A 22,621-nucleotide genomic window follows, 5' to 3' on the forward strand; every position below is an offset into this window, starting at 1 on the left:
ATGGTCCGCATCGCCGTCTCTGGCCATCGGGGTCTGCCGGAAGAGACTGCCGTTCTGATCGATCGGGCAATACGTGAGGCGCTCGCTGAGTACCTCCCCGCAATCAGCGGGTTGTCCTGTCTGGCGGATGGAGCCGATCAGATCTTCGCCCGCGGAGTGCTCGACCTTGGTGGAGTGCTGGAGGCCGTGATTCCGGCCAAGGAATACCGAGACGGACTGCCGAGCGATTGCCATGCGGCTTACGACGAGTTGTTGGGCCGGGCTTCCCGGACGCTCAGGCTGGACTTCGTGGAGTCAACTTCGGAGTCGCACATGACGGCCAGCGCACGCATGCTTGCCGACGCCGATGTTCTGTTCGCCGTCTGGGACGGACACCCTGCCCGAGGCTATGGCGGCACTGCCGACGTGGTGGCCGAGGCCCGGCGGCGAGAGGTGCCCGTCCGGGTGATCTGGCCCGTGGGAGCCCGGCGAGACTAGGAACAGCTTGGCGGTAGAAGCCACCACATACCCGCCGATCACGACCTGTGACCTGTTCGGTGTCGCTGTCATCTCCCTGAGGTGATCGCCGGCTCCCGGCGCTCCTGCTGCGCGGGCGCCAGCTGTTCGTGGAATCCGCCGTCGGGGGACCGCGTGATGATCCCGGTCTCCACACCGTGCTCGGCCACGTGGTGATCCGTCTGCTGAAGTGCGAGGCAGATCCACCGGGTGATGACGAAGGCGATGACGGGGCCGATGACCACGGCGAACCTGAAGAAGATCGTCACAGCCTCGACGTTCATCTGGAACTGGTGGGCGATCTGGTCGTTGGCCGCGGCTGCCCACAGCAGGCCGTAGAACGTGACGCCGGCGACCGCGATGGCCGTCTTCACCGGCGTCTCACGTGGGCGATCGAGCAGGTCATGCGCGAATGTCTCGCGGGCCATGCGGCTCGTGGTCTTGGGCCGGCCCAGCGCGTCACGGCGGCCGTGTCGCGAGACGAGGAAGCGCTCGGCCATCGGGTAGGCGGCCAGGGCGGTGAAGAAGGCCCCGGGTATCACCAGCGTGGGGACGAGGACCGCGAGGCTGAGCGTGTAGTCCCCGACGGTGAGCTCCCACCCGGGCATGATCCGGAGGGCGCCGTCGAGGAACCCCATGTACCAGTCGGGAACCGAGCCCGCCGAGATCTGCGTCGGCTTGGCAGGGCCGTACAGCCATATAGGGGCGATCTGGAAGCCGAACCCGAGAATGATCAGCATGCCGATCGTCGCGAGCGCCATCATCGGGCGTGCGCTCCGCCGCGCCGGCAGCGAGGCGATGAATCGGGAGTGGCCGTGCCGCCGCACCAGCAGGGTGCGGGCGATCAGCAGCGCGGCCATGACGACCGCGACCAGCAGGTGTCCCCCGTACATGACCGGAATGACCCTGTCACCGGGAAAGCCCGGGCCGAACAGCAGCGACAGCGCCCAGGTCCCCACCACGGGGATGGACTGCACCACCGACGTGATCAGCCACAGGCTGCCACCCGACAGCATGTCGTCAGGCAGGGCGTTGCCGGTCTCGCCCGCGGCCATGCCCAGCGCCAGCAGCGTCACCCAGATCAGCCACTGCCCGGTGCGCGGGCGACGGAACGCGCCGGTGAGGAACATGCGCAGCAGCTGCACCACGACGGCCGCCACGAAGACGAGCGCCGCCCAGTGGTGGACCTGGCGGATGAACAGGCCGCCGCGCACCTCCAGGCTCAGACGCATGGTCGAGTCGAAGGCCTTGCTGACGAAGAGTCCGCGCAGCGGGCCGTACGAGCCGTCATAGGTCACCTGGGACATGCTGGGGTCGTAGAACACCATCAGCACCGCCCCGGTCGCCGCCAGAACGACGAACGACCAGACGGCGATTTCCGCGAACATGAACGACCAGTGCGAGAACTGAAACGAGCGGTTCTTGGCCAATAGCGAACGCATTCGGGCCCCCTAACCTTGCCTACTCATATGACGGAATAGGGCCCGGGAGTGTGACGCCCATGAGGCGGCGGTGATGGTGATTCGCGTCACGGCGGAGAGCGGCGGCGACGGCGCAGGTGCCGGAGCCGGAGCCGGAGCCGGAGCACGCTAGCCGGCCGTGTGAGCGAGGATCACCGTGGCGAGCCGCTCGTGCACCGGGGGAGGCAGCATGTGCCCCATTCCCTCGATCATCAGCAGCTCGGCCCCAGGGATCCGCTCGGCGATGAGCGCACCGTGACCCGGCTTGGCCGGCTCATGAGTGCCCTCGACAACCAGGGTGGGCGCCTTCACCAGATGGAGGCTGTCCACCGGCTCGAATCTCGGCTCGGCGCCGTGCGCGAGCCGGTGGTTGGCGGCTGACGCCAGGTTCGTGGCGCGCTCGTAGATCCGTTCTTGCAGGCGCCGCTCGGCGTCCTCGTCGAACGGCATTCCCTGGCCGTGCAAGAGCCTGGCTTCCGCGATGAGCCGATCCATCTGCTCGTTGCGGTCCTTGGCCGGTTGCGCCGCGATGGCCTGCTGGAAGAAGGCGATGAACTCCTTGGTGGGCGGCGGCAGGCTGCCCTCCGGCTGGGGCTGTCCCATGAGGGCCCGCATGACCACTTCGCCCTCGAACCCGCCGAGCGGCGATGCGCCGATCACCGTCAGCGTCCTGACCCGCTCGGGGTGCTCGACAGCGACCCACTGAGCCAGCAGCCCGCCGGCCGAGTGGCCGACCAGGTGAGCGCTCTCCAGCCCGTGGGCGTCCATGATCCGGAGGACGTCGTTCTTGATGTCCCTCCAGGTGTACGGCGACGCCTCGAAGTCGATGTTGGCCGAGCGCCCGGTGTCGCGGTGGTCGTAGCGGATGACCCGCCGGCCTCCGGCAGCCAGCCTGCCGACGAACTCATCGGGCCACAGGATGCCCTGCGACATGGACCCCATGATCAGCAGGATCGGCTCGTCGGTCGTGTTGCCGAACTCTTCGCTCCACAGCTCAATGTTTTGCATGGTCAGAGCTTGTCGTCTCCGGCTACTGGTGCCATCCGTAGAACTACTAGCCGCGCGAGCTCAGTACGTGAGGTGACGCCGACCTTGGGATAGATCTTGTAGAGGTGGTACTCGATCGTCCTGGGGCTGAGGAACAGCTTGGCTGCCACCTCCTTGCTGGACGCACCCTGCGCGACCAGCCTGGCGATACGCAGTTCCTGCGGGGTGAGCATCGCGAGGCCGTCGGGCTCGGCCCTGGTCGTGCTTTCGCCGGCCGCCCGTAGTTCTTCGTGCGCGCGCTTGGCCCACGGCTCGGCTCCCGCGCGTTCGAAGGTCTCCATCGCCGCCCGCAGGTGTGGCCTGGCCTCGCCTGGCCTGTGTGTACGGCGCAGGCGTTCGCCGTGCAGCAACGCCGTCCTGGCCCGCTCGAACGCCTCGGTGTGCAGCTCCAGCGCCTCATCGAAGCCGCCGTCGTCGACCAGCGCCCGGCAACGGGCCAGCAGCGCCTGCGACTCGGGCGAGTGCGCGTTGGCCGCCCACCGCTCCAGCCCGGCCAGCGCCTGCCTGGCGGCCTCCCGGTCACCCGCGCCCACCGCCGCCTCGATGCGGTCGGGGGTCGAACGCCAGGTCACGGTCGGATGCCCTTCGCCCGGTCCCTTCTGCGCGACCGACGACAATCTGGCGTGCGCCGCGTCGAAGCGGCCGAGCCCCAGGTCAAGCATGGCCAGCGCGTACTGCGCAACACCGACGCGCAGCCCGAGCCGGTGCGGAATCGCGATCGCGAGGGCCCGGTCGGCGTACGTCCTGCAGGCCGCCTCGTCGCCCCGCCAGGCGGCCACGGCCGCCAGATTGGCCAGGTGGGCGGCGACGGAGTTGGTGTATCCGGCCTCCGTGGCCAGGCCGAGTCCCTCTTCCGCGATGGCCTCGCTGACGGCGAGGTTGCCGGCGAGCCGCTCCGCCGTGGCGACGAACTCCAGCACGATCGGCAGCTGGCCCACCATGCCGGACATCCTGGCCAGCCTGCCCGCCCTGATGGTGTAGGCGGTGGCAGCGTCCGCCTCGCCCAGGTACGCCGCGGCGGCCGACGCCCACATGTAGCCGGCGGCGTCGGTCAGCGTGTCCGTGCGCCGCAGCGCCCAGCGCAGCGCCATGGCTCCGCCCCGCCTGTCGCCGTTGAGCGTCGTGCCGATGCCGACAAGCACCTCGCGCATGAACGACTCGGGAAACTCCTGGGCTCGGCGCCCGACCTCGACGATCGCCTCGGTGTCGCCGACATTGGACGCCGCCTCGGCCGCGTCGGCGAGCACCTCCAGGCTGCTGCCGGCCATGAAGATCCGCAGCGCTTCGCCGGCATCGCCGGTGTGCAGCTCGAACCGGCCTCTGAGCTGGTCGAGCTGGGGATCGGGCCGCAGTTCTCGCGCCTGAGCCAGGCAGCTCTCCGCCAGCCCGGGACGGCCGCCGAGCCAGGCGGAGGTGGCGGCGTCCTTGAGCCGCTCGGCCCGCCTGTCCGTGTCCGGCGTGAGCTGCGCCGCCCTGACCAAGGCCGTCGCCGCGTCGGCGTAACCACCGCGCTCGCGTGACCTGCGCGCGGTGGTGGCCAGCTCGTACGCCACGCGCTCGTCCGCGCCAACGGTCGCGGCGGCCAGATGCCAGGCCCGGCGATCGCCCTCGAGCGTCTCGGCCAGCGCGGCATGCACACCGCGCAGCCGTACCGAACCCGCGCTGTCGTGGACGGCCGAGCGCACCAGCGGATGTCTGAACGTGATCGTCGAGCCCTCGCCGACCACCAGCCCAGCGGCCTCCGCCTCCACGAGCGCGGCAGGATCGACGTCCAGGATCCGCGCCGCACGCACGATCACATCGAGATCGCCGCTGCCCTCGACGGCGGCGATCAACGCGACGAGCCTGGCGTTGTCGCTGAGCGCGGCCACCTGCTCGCCGAAGAGCAGTGCCCCGCCGGGCAGCGGATCGGGCAGGGGAGATCGACCAGCGAGCTGCTCCGGGGTGAGCAGCCTGGCGATCTCGCCGAGCGCCAGCGGGTTACCGCCCGTCTGCTCGATGAGCGCGGACTGGACCTGCGGCGCCGCACCCCGCAGCAGGAGGCGGGCGCTGTCGGCGTCCAGGCCGTTGACGGGCAGCTCCCGCAGGCCGCGTACGCTCATCTCGCCGCGTATGGCCAGCAGCAGGCCGACCCCGTCGTTGCGCAACCGCCTGGCCGCGAACAGGAGCGCGTCAGCAGACGCCTGATCGATCCACTGGAAGTCGTCGACCAGCACCAGCAGCCCCTCGCCGGCCGCGGCCTCCGCCAGGAGCGACAACACACCGGCCGACACGAGGAAGCGGTCCGCGCTGCCCCGCGCCAGGCCGAGTGCGCCGCGCAGAGCGTCACGCTGCGGGCCTGGCAGGGTGTCGAGCAGGCCGGTCACCGGACGCAGCAACTCGTGCAGCGCGGCGTAGGCGAGCCCGGTCTCTGCCTCGATGCCGCTCGCCCGCAGTACGGGAGACGTGGATTTGGCCGCGGCCAGGTCGAGAAGGGCGGACTTGCCCACCCCTGCCGCGCCGCGCAACACCAATGCGCGGCCCTCTCCCGCTCCGACGGCTTCGATGAGGTCGTCGATGGCGGCGCTTTCGCCGACTCTGCCGTACAACACCGCCCGACTGTATGGGCTTGATCTGGGCGATGTCACATTTGACCCGGTCTAGTCGGTCACCGTGGGGAGGGAGAGGCCAGCGTAGATCTGGTTGAGGGCGGTGAGCAGCAGGGCTTGGGCCGTGGGTTTGCCGTCGGGTGACAGGGTCAGGTTCGTCCAGATGATGAGCGTGACCTCGTTGTCCGGGTCGTGGCCGATGAAGGAGTTGAAGCCGGGCAGTTCGCCGCCGTGGTAGTACATCGAGGCGTTCGGACCGAAGCGCTGGTACGCGATGCCGTACCCGTACTTCTTCCCGTCGGGCGGCGCGGACGGGTCCTCGGCTTGCGGGCTGCTGAGCCACTGCTGCTGGTACGCGGGGTTGAGGACCTTGCCCGTCACCAGGGCCCGGATCCAGGTGGCCAGGTCGTCCGCGGTGGAGATGACGCCTCCGGCGGCGGTGGCGTAGGAGGGGTTCTGGTGGGTGTAGTCCGTCGGCCGGAGCCTTCCGGACCGGGCCGCCGCCTGTACGTCGGCGGGGTAGGGCCGGTCGACCAGCGCGTAGGCCGATCCGCCGTACATGTAGCCGTGCGAATAGGGGGCAGGGAGGGACAGGTCGTCGGTGGCGGGCAGTGAGGTCCCGGCCAGTCCGAGCGGGGCGAACAGCCGGTCCCGGAACTGCTGGGCCAGCGGGTGGCCGCCCGCCTTCTCGGCGACGAGGCCCAGCAGCGCGTAGTTGGTGTTGTTGTACTCGTAGGACCTGTCGGGCGCGAAGTTCGGCGGGCGCCGGAACGCGATGTCCAGCATTGCCTGCGGCGTCACGGCCTTGCCCGGGTCGGCGTCCATGGTCGCTGCGAGTTCAGGGGCGTCGGTGTAGTTGTAGAGTCCGCTGCGCATTTTCAGCAGCTCGGCGAGGGTGATGTGGTCGCCGTTGGGGACTCCGGGAACGTAGGTGGACACGGGGTCGCTCAGCCGGAGTTCGCCGTCCTGGGCGAGGAGCAGGATCAGCGCCGAGGTCATGGTCTTGGTGTTGGAGGCGATCCGGAAGTGGTCACCTGTGGTGGGCGGTTTGGCCGTTCCCAGCTCGGTTGTGCCGACGGTCGCCCGGAAGGTTCCCTGCGGGGTGCGGAGCAGGACCAGTGCGCCGGGAACCATGAGTTTCTTCGCCGTACGTTCGACGGTGGACTGGAACGCGGCCGGATCGATGGGCTTCAGTGCCGACGGAGTGGGGGAGGAGGCGCTCGCCGCCGACGCGTCGGAGAGGGATGCCGCTGTGGGCAAGGTACAGCTCGCGATCAGCAGGGCGGCGCACGGTGCCAGCAGCGCCATGCGGCGGGCAGTACGCGACGCTCCGAAAACGGCTCCCATTGTTCCTCGCCTGACGACAACAATGGCGTCCGGACACAGGCTCTGAGGCGGCTCCCCGTTCGCCGCCCTTCCCCTCTCCCAAGGCCGTAGGCTCGCCATCTACCCCGACCGACCGGAAGACCACCATGACCGACGCCTTGATCAACCTGCTGCGTGACGCGTTCTCCGACCGGCCGTTGCGGATCGGCACACGCAGCTCACCCATGGCTCTGTACCAGGCTAATGACGTACGGGACCGGATCCACAAGCGGGTGCCGGGCCTGGACGTCGAGCTGGTGCCGATGACCACCAGCGCCGACCGGTGGCCCGGCAGTCTGGCCGAACTGGGAGGGAAGGGCAACTTCACCAAGGAGATCGACCGCTCCCTGACGTCGGCTCAGATCGACATCGCCGTGCACTGCATGAAGGACGTCCCCGGCGACGTGCCCCTGCCTCAAGGGACCGCGTTCGGCGCCTACCTCGAACGCGAGGACGTCCACGACGTCGTCGTTACCCGCGACGGCACACCCCTCGCGGAACTTCCCGAGGGCGCCATCATCGGCACGAGTTCCGTCCGCCGTCATGCCCAACTCCACATGTACCGGCCCGACCTGCGGACCGAACCCATCCGAGGCAACGTCAACAGCCGCCTGGCCAAGCTGGACGAGGACACCAAGTACGCCGCGCTCATCCTCGCCCGCGCCGGCCTCGGCCGGATCGACGCCCTGGACCGGCACTACGAGGTTCTGCCGCTGGAGTTCCACCCGGCGGACAGCGGGATCGTCTCCATGGTGCCCGCCGTCGGCGCCGGCGTGATCGGCATCCAGGCCCGCACCGCCGACGACTCCGTCATGCGGCTGCTCGACGAGCTCAACCACCCCGCCACGGCCGCGCACATCCTGGCCGAGCGCACGATGCTGCACCTGCTGCGCGGCCACTGCAACAGCCCCATCGCCGGACATGCCTCGACCACGCCGGACGGGCAGCTGTCGCTGTACGGGATGGTGTTCAACGGCGACGGCTCCCAGTTCGTCCGCGCCCACCTGTGGGGCGATCCGGGCGACCCGGCCACCCTCGGCTCCCGCGTCGCCGCCGACCTGCTCCACCAGGGCGCCGACCAACTGATCACCGAGACCCGGAAATAGGCAGCGGGCCGGCCGCCGACTCGGATGATGGAACGGTCATTTCTCGGGGCCGAGCAGTTCGGCCACGACGTACAGGTCATCCGGCGCCGCCGTCAGCTCGAAGTCATCGAGCTCGGGATGGACGCAGAGGAGCGCCACGTACATCGGGTACGGGCGCACCTCTTTCCGTTCCGACTTCTCGAGCTCCCGCCAGGATCGGACGGACGCGCCGGTCAGGTCGATCTCCTCGTAGGGGCCGCGCCAGGTGATGCGGCCCTCAACGTGCCGGAAGGTGCCCGTCTGCCACAAGGCCCCCTCCCGTACGGCCACAGCGACGACGAGCCTGAGCGGGCCGACCTCGGCACCGATGGCCAGCGCGGCCTCCACCTTCGCTCTGGTGCCGACGGCCTGGCGGCGCATAAGTCTTGGCATCACGAACCCGGCGAACAGGACCGCCGTCACTTCAAGGGCGCGTAACGCCATGTCCATCCGGCCATCGTCGCACCCGCCTCCACAACTGAACAGGCCAGGCATCGCCCCCTGCCGGCGAGTTAACTGCGCTTATCGGGGCTTCCGCTCCGAACCCCGAGGCCGGGTTCCGTCCCGCATCCCGGCGGGCCGTACGGCTGAGGAACGTTCGCCACGCTGATCTCGCAGTACGGCGCCATTTGCTACCAAGGTCAGCGTCTCGTTGCGTGCTGGAAACGTGCGTGCCGTGCGAGAGGCGCAGAGTAAGATTTCCGGGTTGTCGTCAATGCGATGACGCCGAACGAGGCTTTCGATATCCGGGCGAGGCGTAGACCTCAGAAGAGGCCCAGATGGCCGATCATCCTGTGGGCCGCTTCGATGATGGATTCGGCGGCGGTCACGGCCTGGTCTGCCTCCGCCCGGTCCACTGACTCGTCGGGAAAGATGGGGTACTCGAGTTCGTTTCTACGGCGGCGCATACTGCCGAACGATTCGAAGGCGGAGCCGAACTGGCGCACCATTGCCTGCTGGATCGCGTAGTGGCCGCCGGTCGTGGTGGACCGTAGCCCCTGCTGGGCGAGAAGCCCCGCACAGGCGAATCGTGCGGCGTCGCCTTGGATGCGCTGAAGTTCCTTGGCGGTGAGCATGCGCTCGATATCTGCTTCGCCGCGTGTCCACCGCATCATTGATCAGGCTTCTCTCGATCTGCCCTGGACGGGGTGAGGTCAATGGAGGGACTCGTCTTGATTTGGCGGATCAATGCGTCGGATGCCGCCTCCCAGCGTCGGGTGGACGCCAGAACCGGGTTGACCGGCATGCCGATGCGCTCTTGGGCTCGGTCCGCTGCGGCATAGATCTCGGCTCGATCCGCGTCACCGACCACCAGTACGTCAATGTCATGTGGTGGAGGCCCTGTCTGCCCGTGGTGGCGGGCTGCCCAGGAGCCGAAGATGAGCAACAGTTCGGTCTTCGGGATGGAACCGAATTCTTCAGCAATGACCACGTGTGGGCCGTAGAGGTAGCTCAGGATTTCCGTCAATGGTCTCGCGACAGGGTGACTCTGATCGATGCTCAGCACTCGTGATCGGCCGATTGCCGTAGCGGTGAGAAGCCCGGCTTCTTCCAGGCGGCGGACTTCCGGGTGCAGGGTCGACGCCCCGACGCCCAGCTCGCGGGCGATTTCGGCCAGTGTCCAGCCACGATCGGGGCGAAGGTACAGGGTTGCGAGAAGTCGTGCTTGAGTCTCGGTACGGAAGATGGGAAGCGTGGGTGGCCTGACACTTCGCATGTTCCGAATATATCTTCGTGATTATCGAATCGTCTACTGAACGTACTTGATCCATCGCTCATTGTGGGCCGTGCTCCGTCATGTGGTGGGCGAGGACGGACGCTTGTCCGCGGTTCCGCAGGTCAAGCCGGGTGAAGATCCCGGCCACCGCACCCGGTGCGACGCGATATCCCCTGCCCTCACGTACCACTTTGGCCGCTTCCAACCAAGTACCGGTGCGGGGACGCGGCGGAGTTCGTCACGGACATCCTTCGCACGCCGCCACTGAGTGAACTCCAAGGCTGCTTGGCGTCAATCAGTTATGAAGATCCAGACGATGGAGAGGTACGCATGAGCTCAGACAGGGGCCTGGTCGCACGTCTCGTCGATCAACCGTAATGCGCGTGTTCTTAGGCATGGCCGCGAAGCATCCGAGAGTGGACATCGGTCCAGCTCTCTCCTTGGCCCGTTCGCTGCTCAGTGACGTGTTTCCGGTGCCAGGGGAGACCGTCGATTCCGCTGAGTGGGCCGGCCGGGATACTGCGTTGCTCGCCTGGTCCAATGAGGAAGGGGCCGATGGGCGACCGCCGCTGATCGTGCGGGAGGGCTATGGCGGCCTGGGCATCAGCGGCACGCTCGCCTCACAGCGGGACGTGCGGCTCCTCACCCAAGCGTCCGATCTGAGTGATGTGATGGCTGACCTTTCTGGTTGCCTTTCCGCCGTCCGCGTGGCGGAGGGAGAACTTCAGGCCGCTACCGCAAGCACCAGGGCTCTTTCCGTCTTCTACGCCGAGGACGAGGACCTCCACCTGGTGGGCACCCGTGCCCTGCACGTGCACCTCGTGGCCAATGGAGGGAAGATCTCCTGGAACGAGGTCGCCCTGCAGAGCATGATCCGCCAGGGATACTTCCTCTCCGATGAGACCCCTTACCGAGGTGTGCTGGCGCTTGGGCCGTCCTCCGTGATCACGGTCAAGGATGGTCGCAGAAGGATCGTCACGCGTCCGCTGCCGTCGGCCCGACCGGCGCCGACCTCGGCCAGAGAAAAACGTCAGTCGATCAGGCAGTTGAGTGACGCCCTCGTCGCCGCCGTAGAGCCATTGCGAGCCGTCTCTGAACCGGTGAACCTGGCGCTGACGGGTGGACGCGACAGCCGGTTGATGGCGGCGCTGCTGCATGCGGCCCGTGTCCCTTTTCGCGTGACGACCAACGGTCTCGACACCCATCCAGACGTGATCATCGCCGGGGCCGTCGCCGCCCGGCTGCGCACGCACCACACGGTCATCTCGCCTGTGCGGACGGAGGCGAAGGACGCTGTGCTCATCCCGCATCCGAGCGTGCGCACCTTTGAGGTCATCCGCGCCTGCGAAGGCATGACCTCGGCGTACGAGAGCATCGTTGACTACCGGCCGTACTCCACCATGCCCACCATGTCCGGGCAGAGCGGTGAGATCCTCAGGGGCGGTTTCCTCTACAGCCAAGGGCAGACCACCGACAAGGCGATGCGCCGCAGGGTCGATGACTTCTTCCTCAAGAACGAACCGCTGTTCACCGACGAGGCCAACGAGCACGCGCGCGGGCTCGCGGAGCCATGGCTGCGACGAGTCGGTGAGAACCCGTGGGAAGTGCTCGACCACCTGTACGTCACGTACCGCGTGGGACGTTGGCACGCCGCGGCGAGAACGGGGTCTCTTCGGCGTGGGGATCCGATTCAGCCGTTCCTCGACAATCGCGTGGTGATCGAGGCGCTGTCCCTCGATCAGCGGTGGCGGCATTCGGAAGAAGTCGTCTACGCGCTGATCAGCCGACTGGCTCCCGGCCTGCAGGAGATCGAACTTGAGGGCAAGCCCTGGCGCTTCCAGGCCGATGCGGCGAGACCACAGCGTAGATGGTGGCAGCGGAAGCCGCCCATGAGGATTTCCGCGCCACCTGCTCCGAAGCGTGGCCACCACAACTGGAATTGGCGTACCAGCCCAGGGCCCCGTCTGTCCGCTCTGCTCGGAGCGTTCGTGCTCGAGCGGGCCGACGCCCTGGCTTGCCTCGTACGAGCCGACGCGTTGAGGGCTTTCTTCGCCGAACCTGTCGTGAAGCAGCCCGCATTGGCCTGGAACCTTTACACGGTCGCCGCTCTGCTCACCGGCGCCTTTCCCGGAACGCCACCCGCGATCACAGATCTGGTTCGTCTGGAGATCCCGCAGGAGGGATCATGATTCGGCCAGTGTGACCGCTCTTTCCACGGCATGCCGGGCGTCCTGCGGCGAACGCCTGCCGAGGCCGCAGGCGGGGGAGACGTCCACCGTACGAGAGAGGAGACTCTCCACGGTGCGGAGGATCTTCCGCTGGTCGCCCGGTTCCTGAGCCTCGTGGACCAGGCCGGCGGCGAACCTGGTGTCCCGGGGTAACGCGGTGAGGGAGGCCAGAGCTCGGTAGAAACCGGGTTCCAGGGGTGGCGGCTGGTCGCCCGCCGCCAGCGGAACGTGCACGTACTCCAGCGAACGCCCTTGCGGCCAGGCCCGCAGCAGTGCGTTGACCATGGACACCACAGGGGCGACGGTGCGTAATCGCCGCAACGCCTTGTTGTTGAGGTCGCCGACGCACAGGTGGACGCCGAAGCGAGTGCCCGGCGGCGCTGTGGCGACCTGCTTGACCATGCCGTGGACCAGCAGGCGCGCCGCCGCCGTCCGCAGGGGCCTGGGGGCGCGGGCCACCATGACCAGCTCGACGGGCACCTCAAGCTGGAACAGCACGTCCTGGCCGCCCCACCCGGCGATCTCCTCGATCTCATGGGCGAGCGCGTCCCGGAAGGGTTCGCGGCGGCTGAACGCTCTTGCCGGTCCGAAGGCGAAGAGTGCGAGATCCAGGTCGCCGGGGATGCCGACCTGGAACGACACGCCGTCCAGACGGTGTTCCTGGCGGATCTCCTTGAACACCTCGTAGCTTTCCCGGGCGGCGGACGCGTGGCCGAGGTTCAGGGAGCTGGGGGCGAGCCGGTGTCCGTGCCGCACTTTGAAGACCGGGCGGTCGTCGTAGCCGGACCAGTCTCCGTCCGTCCGCAGCTCGACGTCCGGATGCTCGCGGAGGCCATCGATGATGTGCGTGATCCAGCGGCGGCGGGGGCCGACCTCTCCGTCCGCCAGTGCCTTGAGGTACGGGCCGGCCACGCCTGCCACGATCGTCATGGCCTCGCGTGAGTCGGCTGCCGGATAGCTTCCGACGAGGTGAACGTGGCGGCTCGGCATACTGCTCCTCCCGTCAGCCCGCCACCACGAGGCGGCGGCCTCGTAACCGTGTTCCGCGTTGGGTGTGCTCCCCGAGTGTGATCTGTGTCTTCCGTGACAACAAACCCACAGGTCAGGGCCCGCCTACCCGGACATCCAGAAACACCGGGCGCTTGAGCGGGAACGGTTCGCGGCCCTGCGCGTCGGTCATCTTCCAGTAGATGCGGCAGTTGCCGGGTTTGTTCGGGGCCTGGACCTCTACCGCGATGTCGGCGGTTCGGCCGGGCGCCGTCGGTGGGATGCTCACCGATTTGGGTGATCGGCAGGGCCCGGTGTTGATGCGAGCCAGACGTCTGCCTTCCCAGAATGTCGTCCCGGTGTTGCGGATCCTCCACACTTTCCTGAATGACTCGCCCGGCCGCACTACCGAGCCATCCGGGTACGTGACGTCACCCACGAATGCAGAGTTGTCCTTGGCTGTCGGCGCTGCCGGGGGATCGTCCTGGTTCGCGTTCGTCGTCAGGTAGAAGACCGTCAGGCCGGTCACGATGATCGCGGCCAGGACCATGACGAGGGTGCGGTGGTGGTTCCGCCGCCGCGCGGGAGCTGCCGGCGTTTTCTCGACATTCGGTGGTTCGACAGGGCTGGTGTCGTCAGGAGAAGAGGCCTCCTTCGTGCGCTCCCAGAGTTGCCGCCACTCGTGTTCGGTCTCCTCGGGATCATGCCCCAGCCGATGAACTGCCAGCACCCGGACGAACTCCCACGTGGTCTCCCAGCTCGGCAGCTTCCGGCCCTGGGCGGCGCTCGCCAGTGACGACTTCGAGGCCGCCGCCCCAAGCCGAGAGGACATCTCCGCGTACGAGGGATCGCCCGCCTCCTCTTTCAGCCGCAGGAGGCGGTCGGCGAAGGCGCCCACCGCCCCCGAATCGGGATCAGGCCGTATCGGCTGTCGTCCTCGACGCTTCACCGGATCCTGAGCCTGCACCTCGACCCCACGTCCCTCCGTTCACTCGCGACCCTGCCGGCACCAGGCCACGCTCCTCACAAATTATCTGACGGCGCAAATCAGGGATCAGTTCAGATCACCGCAGGTCATGATTTGTCCAATGTCCAGCTCTGCCCCCGTGGAGCGGACTTGGACAAACATCGCTAGGCGTCTCCGCCCGGCCGCTGGCAACGTGGTGGACGTCCCCGGCGAACACCTCGCCGCCGGCCTGGGCGCGATGCCCATGGCCTCGGACTCACGTTCCGTCACTCCAGAGCGAAGGAGATATTCATGTCCACCAGCTCTCCTCTGACGAGCCTGCGTACCCGAGTCGCAGTCGTTGCCGCCGCATCCGTTACCGTCGCCGGTCTCGGCGTGGGCCTTGGCGCGGCTCCGGCGTCGGCGGACGTTCACCGCGGGGTGAGCGGCTGCTTCGCCTGGTCGTGGGGAGACGGCAACAGCTCAGTGACGGTGTACTGGCACAACCGGTGCCACAACCAGCGCAAGCTGAACATCAAGTACAGCCTCGGCTGGACCACCAAGAAGTACACGGCGGTGGTCAAGTCCGATGGGAAGGGCCACAAGAGGTTCCAGACCGCTTCGATCGTGTCCATTACCGACGGGGGCCGCGCCTAGCCTGTTCAGGCTGGCATTGGGGGTGCGGCGCGGACACGCGCCGCACCCCGGCGGGTGTTCACAGCAGCGGATCTGGCCGAAAGTACGCCCGATTGCCGGACGATCGGCCAGTTCAGAACAGACCTTTCTCTCGATGAGCCGGCATCGCCTCAGCCAGCACACTCAGGTCATGACCCACGAGAGCACGACAGAACGCCCCCCAGTCCCTCTCGCCGCTGTCTCCCCCAAGAGGGGAGGGTGGCGCGTGCCCGCCGGCCTGATCGCACTCAGCGCCATTCCCGTGATCGCCGGTGCCGTTCGTATGACCGAGCTGACCGGCGGCGCGGCGATCACCCCGGACAACGCGCGGTTCTTCGCGATGCCGCTGCCCGTGGTGCTGCACATCATCTGCGTCACCGTGTACAGCATCCTGGGGGCCTTCCAGTTCGCCTCCGGGTTCCGTCGCCGGAGGCTGGGCTGGCATCGCGTCGCCGGGCGGTTGCTGGTCTTGTGTGGGCTTGTCGTGGCGCTGACGGGTCTGTGGATGACCCTGTTCTATCCCCGTCCGGTGGGGGACGGGGATCTCCTGGCCGGGATCCGGGTGGTGTTCGGTACGGGAATGTTCGTGTCGATCGTCCTCGGCCTGGCGGCGATCCGGCGGCGGGACATCGCCCGGCATCGGGCGTGGATGATGCGCGGTTATGCGATCGGGCTGGGGGCGGGAACGCAGGCGTTGACCCAGCTGCCGTGGATTCTGCTCGTCGGCATGCCTGGTGAGTTCCCCAGGGCGCTGCTCATGGCCGCCGCGTGGGTGATCAACCTCGCCGTGGCCGAATGGTTCATCCGTAAGCAGCCGGCCAGGCTCAGTTCTTGACGCGGTTGGTCTCGTACGCCCACATGGCGATCTCGACGCGGTTGCGGGCGCCCAGCTTGGCCATCAGGCTGGTGAGGTGGGACTTGACGGTGCTGACAGAGATGTGCAGCTCGTCGGCGATCTCGCTGTTGGTCCGTCCACGGGCGACGGTGGCCAGGATCTGTTCTTCTCGGTCCGTCAGCGCCTCGATGGGTTGCACCGGCGGTGCGGCGGGTCCGGTGCGGGCGAAGGTCCCGAGCAGGCGGGCGGTGATGCTCGGGGCGATGAGCGCGTCGCCGTTGGCGGCGGCGTGGACGGCTTGGGAGAGCAGGCCGGCGCCGGCGTTCTTGAGCAGAAAGCCGCGGGCGCCGGCTCTCAGGGCTGCGTAGACGTACTCGTCGAGGTCGAACGTGGTGATGACGACGACGGCGAGGGGGTCGTCGACGGCCGGGCCGGCGAGGGAGCGGGTGGCTTCGATGCCGTCGAGGCCGGGCATGCGGATGTCGAACAAGCACACGTCGGGGCGTAGGCGCCGCGCGAGCTCGACGGCCCGCCGCCCGTCGGCGGCCTCTCCGATGACCTCGATGTCCGGCTGGGCGTCGAGGATCATCGTGAGCCCGGTACGGACGATCTCCTGGTCATCGGCGACGATCACTCTGATGCTCATGTGGCCGATCCGGTGCGGGGCAGGGTGGCGGTCACGGTCCAGCCCCGATCGGGGTCGGGGCCGGCTACGCAGGTGCCGCCGAGCAGGTCGGCGCGTTCGATCATGCCGATGAGCCCGTACCCCTGCGACTTGGCCGGCCGTTTGAGGCTGCCGTCGCCGTCGTCGCTGACGCGCAGGTGCACCGAGGTGTCGTCGGCGGTGACGCGGATCTCGATGCGGGTGGCGTGACGGGCATGTCGTCGGGCGTTGGTGACCGACTCCTGGGCGAGGCGGTAGATCGCGGCCTCGACCGATGGGGACAAGTCGTCGACGCCGCCCGAGATCTCCAGGCTGACGGCCGGGCCGGTGCGGCCTTCGCCGGCGAGTTGCCGGAGGTCGGCGATGCGCCGGCCGGGCGCGAGGTCCGCTGGCTGGTCATGGCGCAGGATGCGCACCATGGCGCTCATCTCGGTCAGGGCGTGCGCGGCCTCGGCCTCGATCACCCGCAGCGCGTCGGTGGCGGCGTCCGGTCGCGACGCTGAGACGGCCAGGCCCGCCTGCGCGCGGATCGCCATCGCCGAGACATGATGGGCGACGGTGTCGTGCAGGTCGCGGGCCAGCTGCTCGCGTTCGCGCAGCTTGACCTGATCGAGCTCGCGTGTCCGCGCTTTGGCCCGATAGCGGAACGCCAGGCCCAGGACGACGACCAGGAACACCACGGCGAATCCGCCGATGGCATCGGCCGGGCCGGGGTAGTCGGTGGCCACTGAGAAGCCGGCCTTGACCAGAATGATCGCCAAGCCGAGCACAGCCTCGCGTCCGGACCCCCACCGGAACAACGAGTACGCCAGGAACAGCAGATAGACCATGGTGTAGGTCTCTGGAGAATGGCCGCCCGTCAGCAAGGGGGCCAGGGACAGCGTGCCGAAGGCGATCGCGACCATCAGCAGCGGCCTGCTCCGGCGCCACAACAACGTGGGCACCAGCACGGCAGTGAAGATCACCGAGACGGCCCGCCACGGAAGATCCGGCCGCAGCACTCCTTCGAGCAACGCGAGCGGCACCAGCACTCCGACGAGTGCCCAGTCCCGCCACACCCGCGGCGGCGGGTTGAGGGGACGGGGCTCGTCCCACACCGAGCGGATGAGGGGGTGCACGAACTCATGGTACGAGAAGCACCCCGGTCCGGTCAGGGACGAATCTGGTGGGCCGAGACCGTTCCCTATTCGGTTGGCGGCGGTCCCCCGACGATTGTCAGGTTGGTGAGGCTGCCCAGGGTTTCCGGCAGCGCGGTGAGGTGGTTGTCGGCCACGTTGAGCTCCTCGAGTGCGGCGAGGTTGCCCAGGGATTCCGGCAGTGTGGTCAGCCGGTTGCCGTGCAGGTAGAGCAAGGTGAGCGAGCTGAGGTTCCCCAGAGTCTCAGGCAGGGCGGTGAGACGGTTTCGGTGCAGGCCGAGCTCCTCAAGGTTCGCGAGGTTGCCCAGAGCGTCGGTCAGCGTCTCCAGCTCGTTGCGATCCAGGTCGAGCTCAGTGAGGTTGGTGAGGTTGCCCAAGGCGTCGGGTAGCACCTTCAGCCGGTTCCCGCCGAGGCTGAGGCGGGTGAGGTTGGTGAGGTTGCCCAGTGAGCCCGGCAGGTCTGCGAGTTCGTTGCCGCCGAGATTCAGATTCTTGAGGGCGGCGAGGTTGCCCAGCGATTCTGGTAGCGCGGCGAGCCGGTTGTCGCCCAATCGGAGTTCGTGGAGGTTGCGTAGCTCGCCCACGGAGTACGGCAGCTCCACGAGCTGGTTGTCGTGCAGGTTCAGCCAGGTCAGGTTGGCAAGGTCCCCAAGGGTGTCCGGCAGCCTGATGAGCCGGTTGCCGTGAAGTTCGAGCCTGATGAGGGCGGTCAGGTGGCCCAGTGACTCCGGAAGCGCTGTGAGCTGGTTGCCCGAAAGATCGAGGTGCGTGAGAGCCGTAAGGTCGCCGAGGACGGCGGGTAGCTCTGTGAGCCCGCAGCCACTCATGCCGAGCTGAGCCAGAACAGTGAGATTGCCCAGGGAATCCGGAACAGCGGTGAGCGGATTGCGGTCCAGATACAGCGCCGCGAGATTGCGGAGATTGCCCAGTGAGTGAGGCAGTTCGGTGATTCTGTTGCCCCCGAGGAAAAGCTGGCCGAGGTTCGTGAGGTCACCCAGGAAGTCCGGTAACGCCGAAAGTTCGTTGTCCTGCAGCTGAAGCTTGGTGACATCGGTGAGGTTGCCCAGGGAGTCCGGAAGTTCGCGCAGTCCGAGCCTGGAGAGGTCAAGCTGGCTGCTGCCTGACGTGATGGCCGTCTCGATCCGCTGCTCCGCCGTTGTGCTCACTGCGTGTTCCCACCGGTTTCGTGAGGTGTGACCGAGTCGTGTGCGTTGCGGGCTTCGAGCAGGGCGGGGAGGTGGTCCTTGCTCCAGGCGCGTGCGGCCGCGATCAGGGTCAGCAGGCTCCGGCCCAAGGAGGTCAGTTCGTACTCGACCCGGGGCGGGTTCTCGTCGTACGCGGTGCGTGTGACCAGGCCGTCGCGCTGCATCGCCCGCAGGGTCTGGGTCAGCACTTTCGGGGTGATGCCGCGCAGTGGCGCCCGGAGCTCGTTGAACCGCCGCCGGCCGCCTTCGAGACAGAGCACGACCATGGCGGTCCACTTGTCACCGATCTGAATCGGCATGGCGCTGGACGGGCAGACGGGGTCGAACATGTGCGGGTCCAAGGGCTCGGTCATGCGCAGGAGGCTATCCCAGTACCTTTGCGGTAATCGGTATCTCGTAGATACCGTCCCTTCTGGCAGTGGCGGGACATGGCCAGATCGGAGCTAAATGAGCAGCATCGTCATATTTGGGGCGGGTGGCCGGGCAGGACGAGCGGTTACGGCTGAGGCGCGGGAGCGCGGGCACGAGGTCACGGCCGTGGTTCGGGATCCAGGCAAATATCGGGACATCGAGATGGATGGCGTCCGGCTGGTGCGGGGCGATGTCACCGACGTACAGGCGATCGCGTCGATCGCGTCCGGTCATGATGCCGCGGTTCACGCGGTGAGCCCGTTCTCCGGGCCGGAGCAGGGGTTCGCCGATCTCGACCCGGAGTTCTACGTCAAGGCGGCCGACGCTCTGCTTCATGGTCTGGCGGAAGCGCGCGTATCCAGGCTCGTTCTGGTCGGTCTGTTCGCGAACCTCAAAGACGCTCACGGGCGGCTGGTGATGGACGATCCCTCGGTCTTCCCAGCCGAGATCCGGCCGTTCGCCGTTGCGCACACGGCTGGGCTGGACAGGCTGCGGGCGTCGGCGGACACGGCGATCGACTGGCTCATGCTGACCCCGCCCGCGCTGCTGGAACAGGGAGGTCTCAGGACCGGCCGCTATCGGGTCGGCGGGGAGACCGTGCCGCAGTCGACATCGGCGCATCTGTCCTATGCGGACCTCGCGGTGGCGGTCATCGACGAAATCGACACACCACGGCACCACCGCACCCGCGTCTCCATCTTCAACTGAGAAACAGTTTGGTCGCCACCTGCAGGATCAACTCCCGCTCGCTGTCTTCTGGAGAGGCCATGGACGCGACCATAGGACCGCGATGTCGCCCGGCCTACTGCTCGATCGGCAAGTGCGGGTAAAAGTAGCTTCTGTCCGAGCTGCGAAGCGGGGCGCCCGCCATACGGGCATTTAAGGGGACGATCAGGGATATTTCGGGAAACTTCATGCTGATGTGGAAAGAAGTGTGAAGGGGAGTCGGGGCTTCGGCGGAATAGAGGTGTACCCCACAGAAGGGACACCATGCGAATGGCCGCTCCCCCGGACGTGCCAATGACTGACGATGACGCCGCGCTCATCGAACGGTCATGGCACCACCCGGAAGCGTTCGCCGTGCTCTACGACCGCTACTTCGAAGAGATACACCGGTACGTCTCCGGACGGCTCGGCATGCAGATCGCGGATGATCTGGCCGCCGAGACGTTCCTGGTGGCGTTCAGGAAACGGCAGACGTTCGACTCCGCCCGTGGTGCTGTACGGCCTTGGCTGTACGGGATCGCCACCAACCTGCTCGCTCAGCATCGAAGGAGCGAAACGCGCAGGCTGGAGGCTTTTCAGCGGGCACCTGCCGGCGAAGTGGCAGATGACGGGCACGAGGACAGGGTGACGGCGAGAGTCGCCGCCGCGAACGCACAGGGGCGGCTCGCGACAGCGCTTGGACGTCTCTCCGCCGGCGATCGCGACGTGCTCCTCCTCGTCGCGCTCGCCGACCTCACCTATGAGGAGGTCGCGCAGACACTCGACATTCCGTTCGGGACCGTCGGCTCTCGGCTCAACCGGGTGCGTAAGAAGCTTCGCAGAGCCCTGGGCGGCGTCAATCCGATGATCGGAGGGTTCGATGGATGAGCTGAACGATCGCCCGGACGAGCTGGCCGCCGTACGCGGTCTCCTCTCGATGCCCGGTCCCTCCTCCGAGGCCGTCGACTCCGGCCGGGCCAGGCTGCTGGCGGCGCTGGCCGCGCCACCTCAAGCCCCTCAACGCGCACCGGAAGCCCCTCAACGCGTACCGGAGGCCCCTCAACGCGCACCGGTTCGAGCAGTTCGAAGGGAGCGGTCGAGAAGGGAGCGGTCGCGAAGGGAGCGGTCGCGGTGGTGGGCGCCGGTCCGCAACGGGTTGATCGGGGCGGTGTCGGCGGCCGCACTGGCGCTCGCCGTGGCCGTGCCCTCGAACTCGCTGATCGACCTCTCGCCTGATCCCAGCGTGTCAGCCTCCGCCCCGCCGACCGCCAGGCAGATCCTGCTCGCCGCGGCGGTCGCGATGGCCACGGCGCCGTCCGACGGCGCTTACTGGCGCACCCGCGTCGTGACCGGGCAGTTGATCCTCTCTCCCGACCGCCAGTACGTCATCAAGCGCCAGTCCGTCCGTGAGGTGTGGCTCACCAGGAAGGACAGTCAGCGGGATCGTTGGACCGGCCGGTACCTCGGCGCGCAACCGGCGACACCCCAGGACGAGGCCGCGTGGCGAACCGCCGGGTCGCCGCGCTACTGGCAGTACCCGGCGGACGTGACCGGCTTGGGCCGCGTCTCCCCGGAGGCGCTGGTGGAGTCGGCGCCCGGTCCACCGCAGGGCGGACCACACCGCGTCGGGTGGCGGAACGCGGACGGCATCCTGACCAAGCAGCTGGTCAGCTGGAGGGCCCTGAGTACGATCCCGAGCGATCCCACGGCGCTACGCGCCTTCCTGGTGACCCACATCGCCCGGGAGAACGGCGCATATGTCGGCCGCAAGATGGAGGCCGAGCTGCGCGAGAGCTGCCTGGAGATCATCACCGGGCTGCCGGTCTCGCCCGAGGTGCGCGCCTCGGCGTACCAGATCCTGGCCTCGATGCCCGGCATGAAGCCGGAGGGCGCGGTCACCGACCCGCTCGGCCGGGCCGGCCAGGCCCTGAGCTACCAGGTGATGAGGGACGGGCGGCTCACCGATGAGCGGCTCGTCATCGACGCGGAGAGCGGGCTGCCGCTGGCCACGGAGACGAGGAGCGTCAGCCGGGCTGACGGGCGGGTCGTCGAAATTGGCTCTTTCATCGCATATCAGCAAATCGGATGGACGGACGAAGGGCCTGCACAGTGACAACATTCACTTTGGACGACGTGCGCACGCTGACCTACAAGGCGCGGGACGCCTGGTGGACGGTGTTCCTGGTCGATCCGCTCGCCGGTCGTCTGGTGGTCGGACTGGCGAACCGTACCGCCATCACGCCGAACCAGATCACCTGGGGCGCCTTCTTGCTCGGGTTCGGCTCGGCGGGCTGCTTCCTGATGGCCGACGGTTGGGCCTGGCTGGTCGCCGGCGCCGTCCTGTATCACCTGAGCTTCGTACTGGACTGCGTGGACGGCAAGATCGCCCGGCTCAAGGGCACCGGCACCGTGCTGGGCGGCTGGCTCGACTACGTCTTCGACCGCATCCGGGTGCTCACCTGCGCGCTGGCGCTCATGTGGGGGCGCTTCGAGAGCACCGGTGAGGAGTTCTACCTCGTCCTCGGCATTCTCGTCGTCTTCCTCGACATGCTCCGGTACGTTGACGCGCTCCAGGTCGCGAAGGTGCGCCGCCAGATGCGCCGCAGACTGGACGAGGCGATCGAGGAGGTCACCGGCGTCCCGGCCGTTTCCTTGGAGAGGCCGGACCTGGAAGAGGCGGGTCTCGAATCAGGCGAGATCCGCTCCGCCGACTCGGTGGACCTGCAGCAGAACTTCCGTGCGCACTTCGCCTGGTACATCCGCATCCGCGACTGGCTGCGCGACCACCGCGTCCGAACCCATCTGATCAGCGGCATCGAGTTCCAGATGGCGGTGTTCATCGTCGGCCCGCTCACCGGGTGGATCGTGCCGGTGACCGTCGGCGCGGCCGCTCTCCTGCTGGTCTTCGAGGCCGCGATCATGTTCAAGCTCTATCTGTCCTCCCGGGACCTCACCCGGGCGCTGGCGAAGATCCGCTCGACCCCGATCCGCCCCACGGCGCCCGTGGCTCAGCCGCAGGGCTAGCGCGGGGCC

22 protein-coding genes are annotated in these 22,621 nt (G+C 67.8%); 9 read left to right on the forward strand and 13 right to left on the reverse strand.

Annotated features, from left to right (window positions below; genetic code table 11):
- Nucleotides 1–477, forward strand: a complete 477-nt coding sequence (locus KME78_RS13470) for a hypothetical protein (RefSeq protein ID WP_219529193.1) — start codon at nt 1–3, stop codon at nt 475–477.
- Between the two features lie 68 nt (nt 478–545).
- On the opposite strand, the gene KME78_RS13475 is transcribed toward KME78_RS13470, so the two are convergent.
- The 4 genes from KME78_RS13475 to KME78_RS13490 all read right to left on the reverse strand — a co-directional run bounded on the left by KME78_RS13475 (nt 546) and on the right by KME78_RS13490 (nt 6,898).
- Nucleotides 546–1,937 (reverse strand): cytochrome b, encoded by a 1,392-nt coding sequence (locus tag KME78_RS13475; RefSeq protein WP_219529194.1) that lies wholly within the window; start codon nt 1,935–1,937, stop codon nt 546–548.
- 147 nt (nt 1,938–2,084) lie between these two features.
- On the reverse strand, nt 2,085–2,963 hold the full coding sequence (locus KME78_RS13480; protein WP_219529195.1) for an alpha/beta fold hydrolase: 879 nt from the start codon (nt 2,961–2,963) through the stop codon (nt 2,085–2,087).
- A gap of 2 nt (nt 2,964–2,965) precedes the next feature.
- The gene (locus KME78_RS13485; protein WP_219529196.1) at nt 2,966–5,593 is read right to left on the reverse strand and encodes an ATP-binding protein; all 2,628 of its coding nucleotides are present in this window, start codon (nt 5,591–5,593) and stop codon (nt 2,966–2,968) included.
- A gap of 48 nt (nt 5,594–5,641) precedes the next feature.
- Nucleotides 5,642–6,898 (reverse strand): serine hydrolase domain-containing protein, encoded by a 1,257-nt coding sequence (locus KME78_RS13490; RefSeq protein WP_246651030.1) that lies wholly within the window; start codon nt 6,896–6,898, stop codon nt 5,642–5,644.
- A 164-nt stretch (nt 6,899–7,062) separates the two neighbouring features.
- Between KME78_RS13490 and hemC the strand changes: the two genes are divergently transcribed.
- On the forward strand, nt 7,063–8,061 hold the full coding sequence (gene hemC, locus KME78_RS13495; RefSeq protein WP_219529198.1) for a hydroxymethylbilane synthase: 999 nt from the start codon (nt 7,063–7,065) through the stop codon (nt 8,059–8,061).
- Nucleotides 8,062–8,097: 36 nt separating this feature from the next.
- Here the strand turns inward: hemC and KME78_RS13500 are convergent, their stop codons facing one another.
- The 3 genes from KME78_RS13500 to KME78_RS13510 form a co-directional block, all read right to left on the reverse strand.
- Nucleotides 8,098–8,529, reverse strand: a complete 432-nt coding sequence (locus KME78_RS13500; RefSeq protein ID WP_219529199.1) for a hypothetical protein — start codon at nt 8,527–8,529, stop codon at nt 8,098–8,100.
- A 314-nt stretch (nt 8,530–8,843) separates the two neighbouring features.
- On the reverse strand, nt 8,844–9,155 hold the full coding sequence (locus KME78_RS13505; protein WP_219529200.1) for a hypothetical protein: 312 nt from the start codon (nt 9,153–9,155) through the stop codon (nt 8,844–8,846).
- Between the two features lie 35 nt (nt 9,156–9,190).
- Complete coding sequence (locus KME78_RS13510) at nt 9,191–9,796, reverse strand: winged helix-turn-helix domain-containing protein (RefSeq protein ID WP_219529201.1); 606 nt, start codon at nt 9,794–9,796, stop codon at nt 9,191–9,193.
- A 377-nt stretch (nt 9,797–10,173) separates the two neighbouring features.
- Between KME78_RS13510 and KME78_RS13515 the strand changes: the two genes are divergently transcribed.
- Nucleotides 10,174–11,985, forward strand: coding sequence for an asparagine synthase-related protein (locus KME78_RS13515; RefSeq protein ID WP_219529202.1), 1,812 nt, complete (start codon nt 10,174–10,176; stop codon nt 11,983–11,985).
- Here KME78_RS13515 and KME78_RS13520 read toward each other — a convergent pair.
- Together KME78_RS13520 and KME78_RS67135 are read right to left on the reverse strand one after the other, a co-directional pair.
- Nucleotides 11,980–13,014: a uroporphyrinogen decarboxylase/cobalamine-independent methonine synthase family protein gene (locus tag KME78_RS13520; RefSeq protein ID WP_219529203.1), complete on the reverse strand. Its 1,035-nt coding sequence runs from the start codon at nt 13,012–13,014 to the stop codon at nt 11,980–11,982. The two genes, KME78_RS13515 and KME78_RS13520, sit on opposite strands and share 6 nt — an antisense overlap.
- 112 nt (nt 13,015–13,126) lie before the next feature.
- On the reverse strand, nt 13,127–13,909 hold the full coding sequence (locus KME78_RS67135; protein WP_219529204.1) for an NBR1-Ig-like domain-containing protein: 783 nt from the start codon (nt 13,907–13,909) through the stop codon (nt 13,127–13,129).
- A gap of 360 nt (nt 13,910–14,269) precedes the next feature.
- On the opposite strand from KME78_RS67135, the gene KME78_RS13530 reads away from it, so the two are divergent.
- The gene (locus tag KME78_RS13530) at nt 14,270–14,614 is read left to right on the forward strand and encodes a hypothetical protein (protein WP_219529205.1); all 345 of its coding nucleotides are present in this window, start codon (nt 14,270–14,272) and stop codon (nt 14,612–14,614) included.
- 244 nt (nt 14,615–14,858) lie between these two features.
- A complete protein-coding gene (locus KME78_RS13535; RefSeq protein WP_308126932.1) occupies nt 14,859–15,467 on the forward strand; it encodes a DUF2306 domain-containing protein in 609 nt (202 codons plus the stop codon).
- Here the strand turns inward: KME78_RS13535 and KME78_RS13540 are convergent.
- The 4 genes from KME78_RS13540 to KME78_RS13555 all read right to left on the reverse strand — a co-directional run bounded on the left by KME78_RS13540 (nt 15,457) and on the right by KME78_RS13555 (nt 18,825).
- A complete protein-coding gene (locus KME78_RS13540) occupies nt 15,457–16,113 on the reverse strand; it encodes a response regulator (RefSeq protein ID WP_219529207.1) in 657 nt (218 codons plus the stop codon). The two genes, KME78_RS13535 and KME78_RS13540, sit on opposite strands and share 11 nt — an antisense overlap.
- Nucleotides 16,110–17,249 carry a sensor histidine kinase gene (locus KME78_RS13545; protein WP_308126933.1) on the reverse strand — a complete coding sequence of 380 codons (1,140 nt, stop codon included), beginning with the start codon at nt 17,247–17,249 and terminating at the stop codon, nt 16,110–16,112. Before KME78_RS13545 ends, KME78_RS13540 begins: the two co-directional genes overlap by 4 nt.
- Nucleotides 17,250–17,314: 65 nt before the next feature.
- The gene (locus tag KME78_RS13550; RefSeq protein WP_219529208.1) at nt 17,315–18,433 is read right to left on the reverse strand and encodes a leucine-rich repeat domain-containing protein; all 1,119 of its coding nucleotides are present in this window, start codon (nt 18,431–18,433) and stop codon (nt 17,315–17,317) included.
- Nucleotides 18,430–18,825, reverse strand: a complete 396-nt coding sequence (locus KME78_RS13555; RefSeq protein WP_219529209.1) for a winged helix-turn-helix transcriptional regulator — start codon at nt 18,823–18,825, stop codon at nt 18,430–18,432. Before KME78_RS13555 ends, KME78_RS13550 begins: the two co-directional genes overlap by 4 nt.
- A gap of 94 nt (nt 18,826–18,919) precedes the next feature.
- On the opposite strand from KME78_RS13555, the gene KME78_RS13560 reads away from it, so the two are divergent.
- The 4 genes from KME78_RS13560 to KME78_RS13575 all read left to right on the forward strand — a co-directional run bounded on the left by KME78_RS13560 (nt 18,920) and on the right by KME78_RS13575 (nt 22,612).
- Nucleotides 18,920–19,591, forward strand: a complete 672-nt coding sequence (locus KME78_RS13560; protein WP_219529210.1) for an NAD(P)-dependent oxidoreductase — start codon at nt 18,920–18,922, stop codon at nt 19,589–19,591.
- A gap of 312 nt (nt 19,592–19,903) precedes the next feature.
- Nucleotides 19,904–20,476 carry an RNA polymerase sigma factor gene (locus KME78_RS13565; RefSeq protein WP_246651031.1) on the forward strand — a complete coding sequence of 191 codons (573 nt, stop codon included), beginning with the start codon at nt 19,904–19,906 and terminating at the stop codon, nt 20,474–20,476.
- Complete coding sequence (locus tag KME78_RS13570) at nt 20,469–21,701, forward strand: hypothetical protein (RefSeq protein ID WP_219529212.1); 1,233 nt, start codon at nt 20,469–20,471, stop codon at nt 21,699–21,701. The genes KME78_RS13565 and KME78_RS13570 overlap by 8 nt, the downstream gene beginning before the upstream one ends.
- Nucleotides 21,698–22,612 (forward strand): CDP-alcohol phosphatidyltransferase family protein, encoded by a 915-nt coding sequence (locus KME78_RS13575; protein ID WP_219529213.1) that lies wholly within the window; start codon nt 21,698–21,700, stop codon nt 22,610–22,612. The genes KME78_RS13570 and KME78_RS13575 overlap by 4 nt, the downstream gene beginning before the upstream one ends.
- The last annotated feature ends 9 nt before the right edge of the window (nt 22,613–22,621 follow it).

It is taken from the genome of Nonomuraea guangzhouensis, from assembly GCF_019396345.1.
GTDB lineage: Bacteria > Actinomycetota > Actinomycetes > Streptosporangiales > Streptosporangiaceae > Nonomuraea > Nonomuraea guangzhouensis.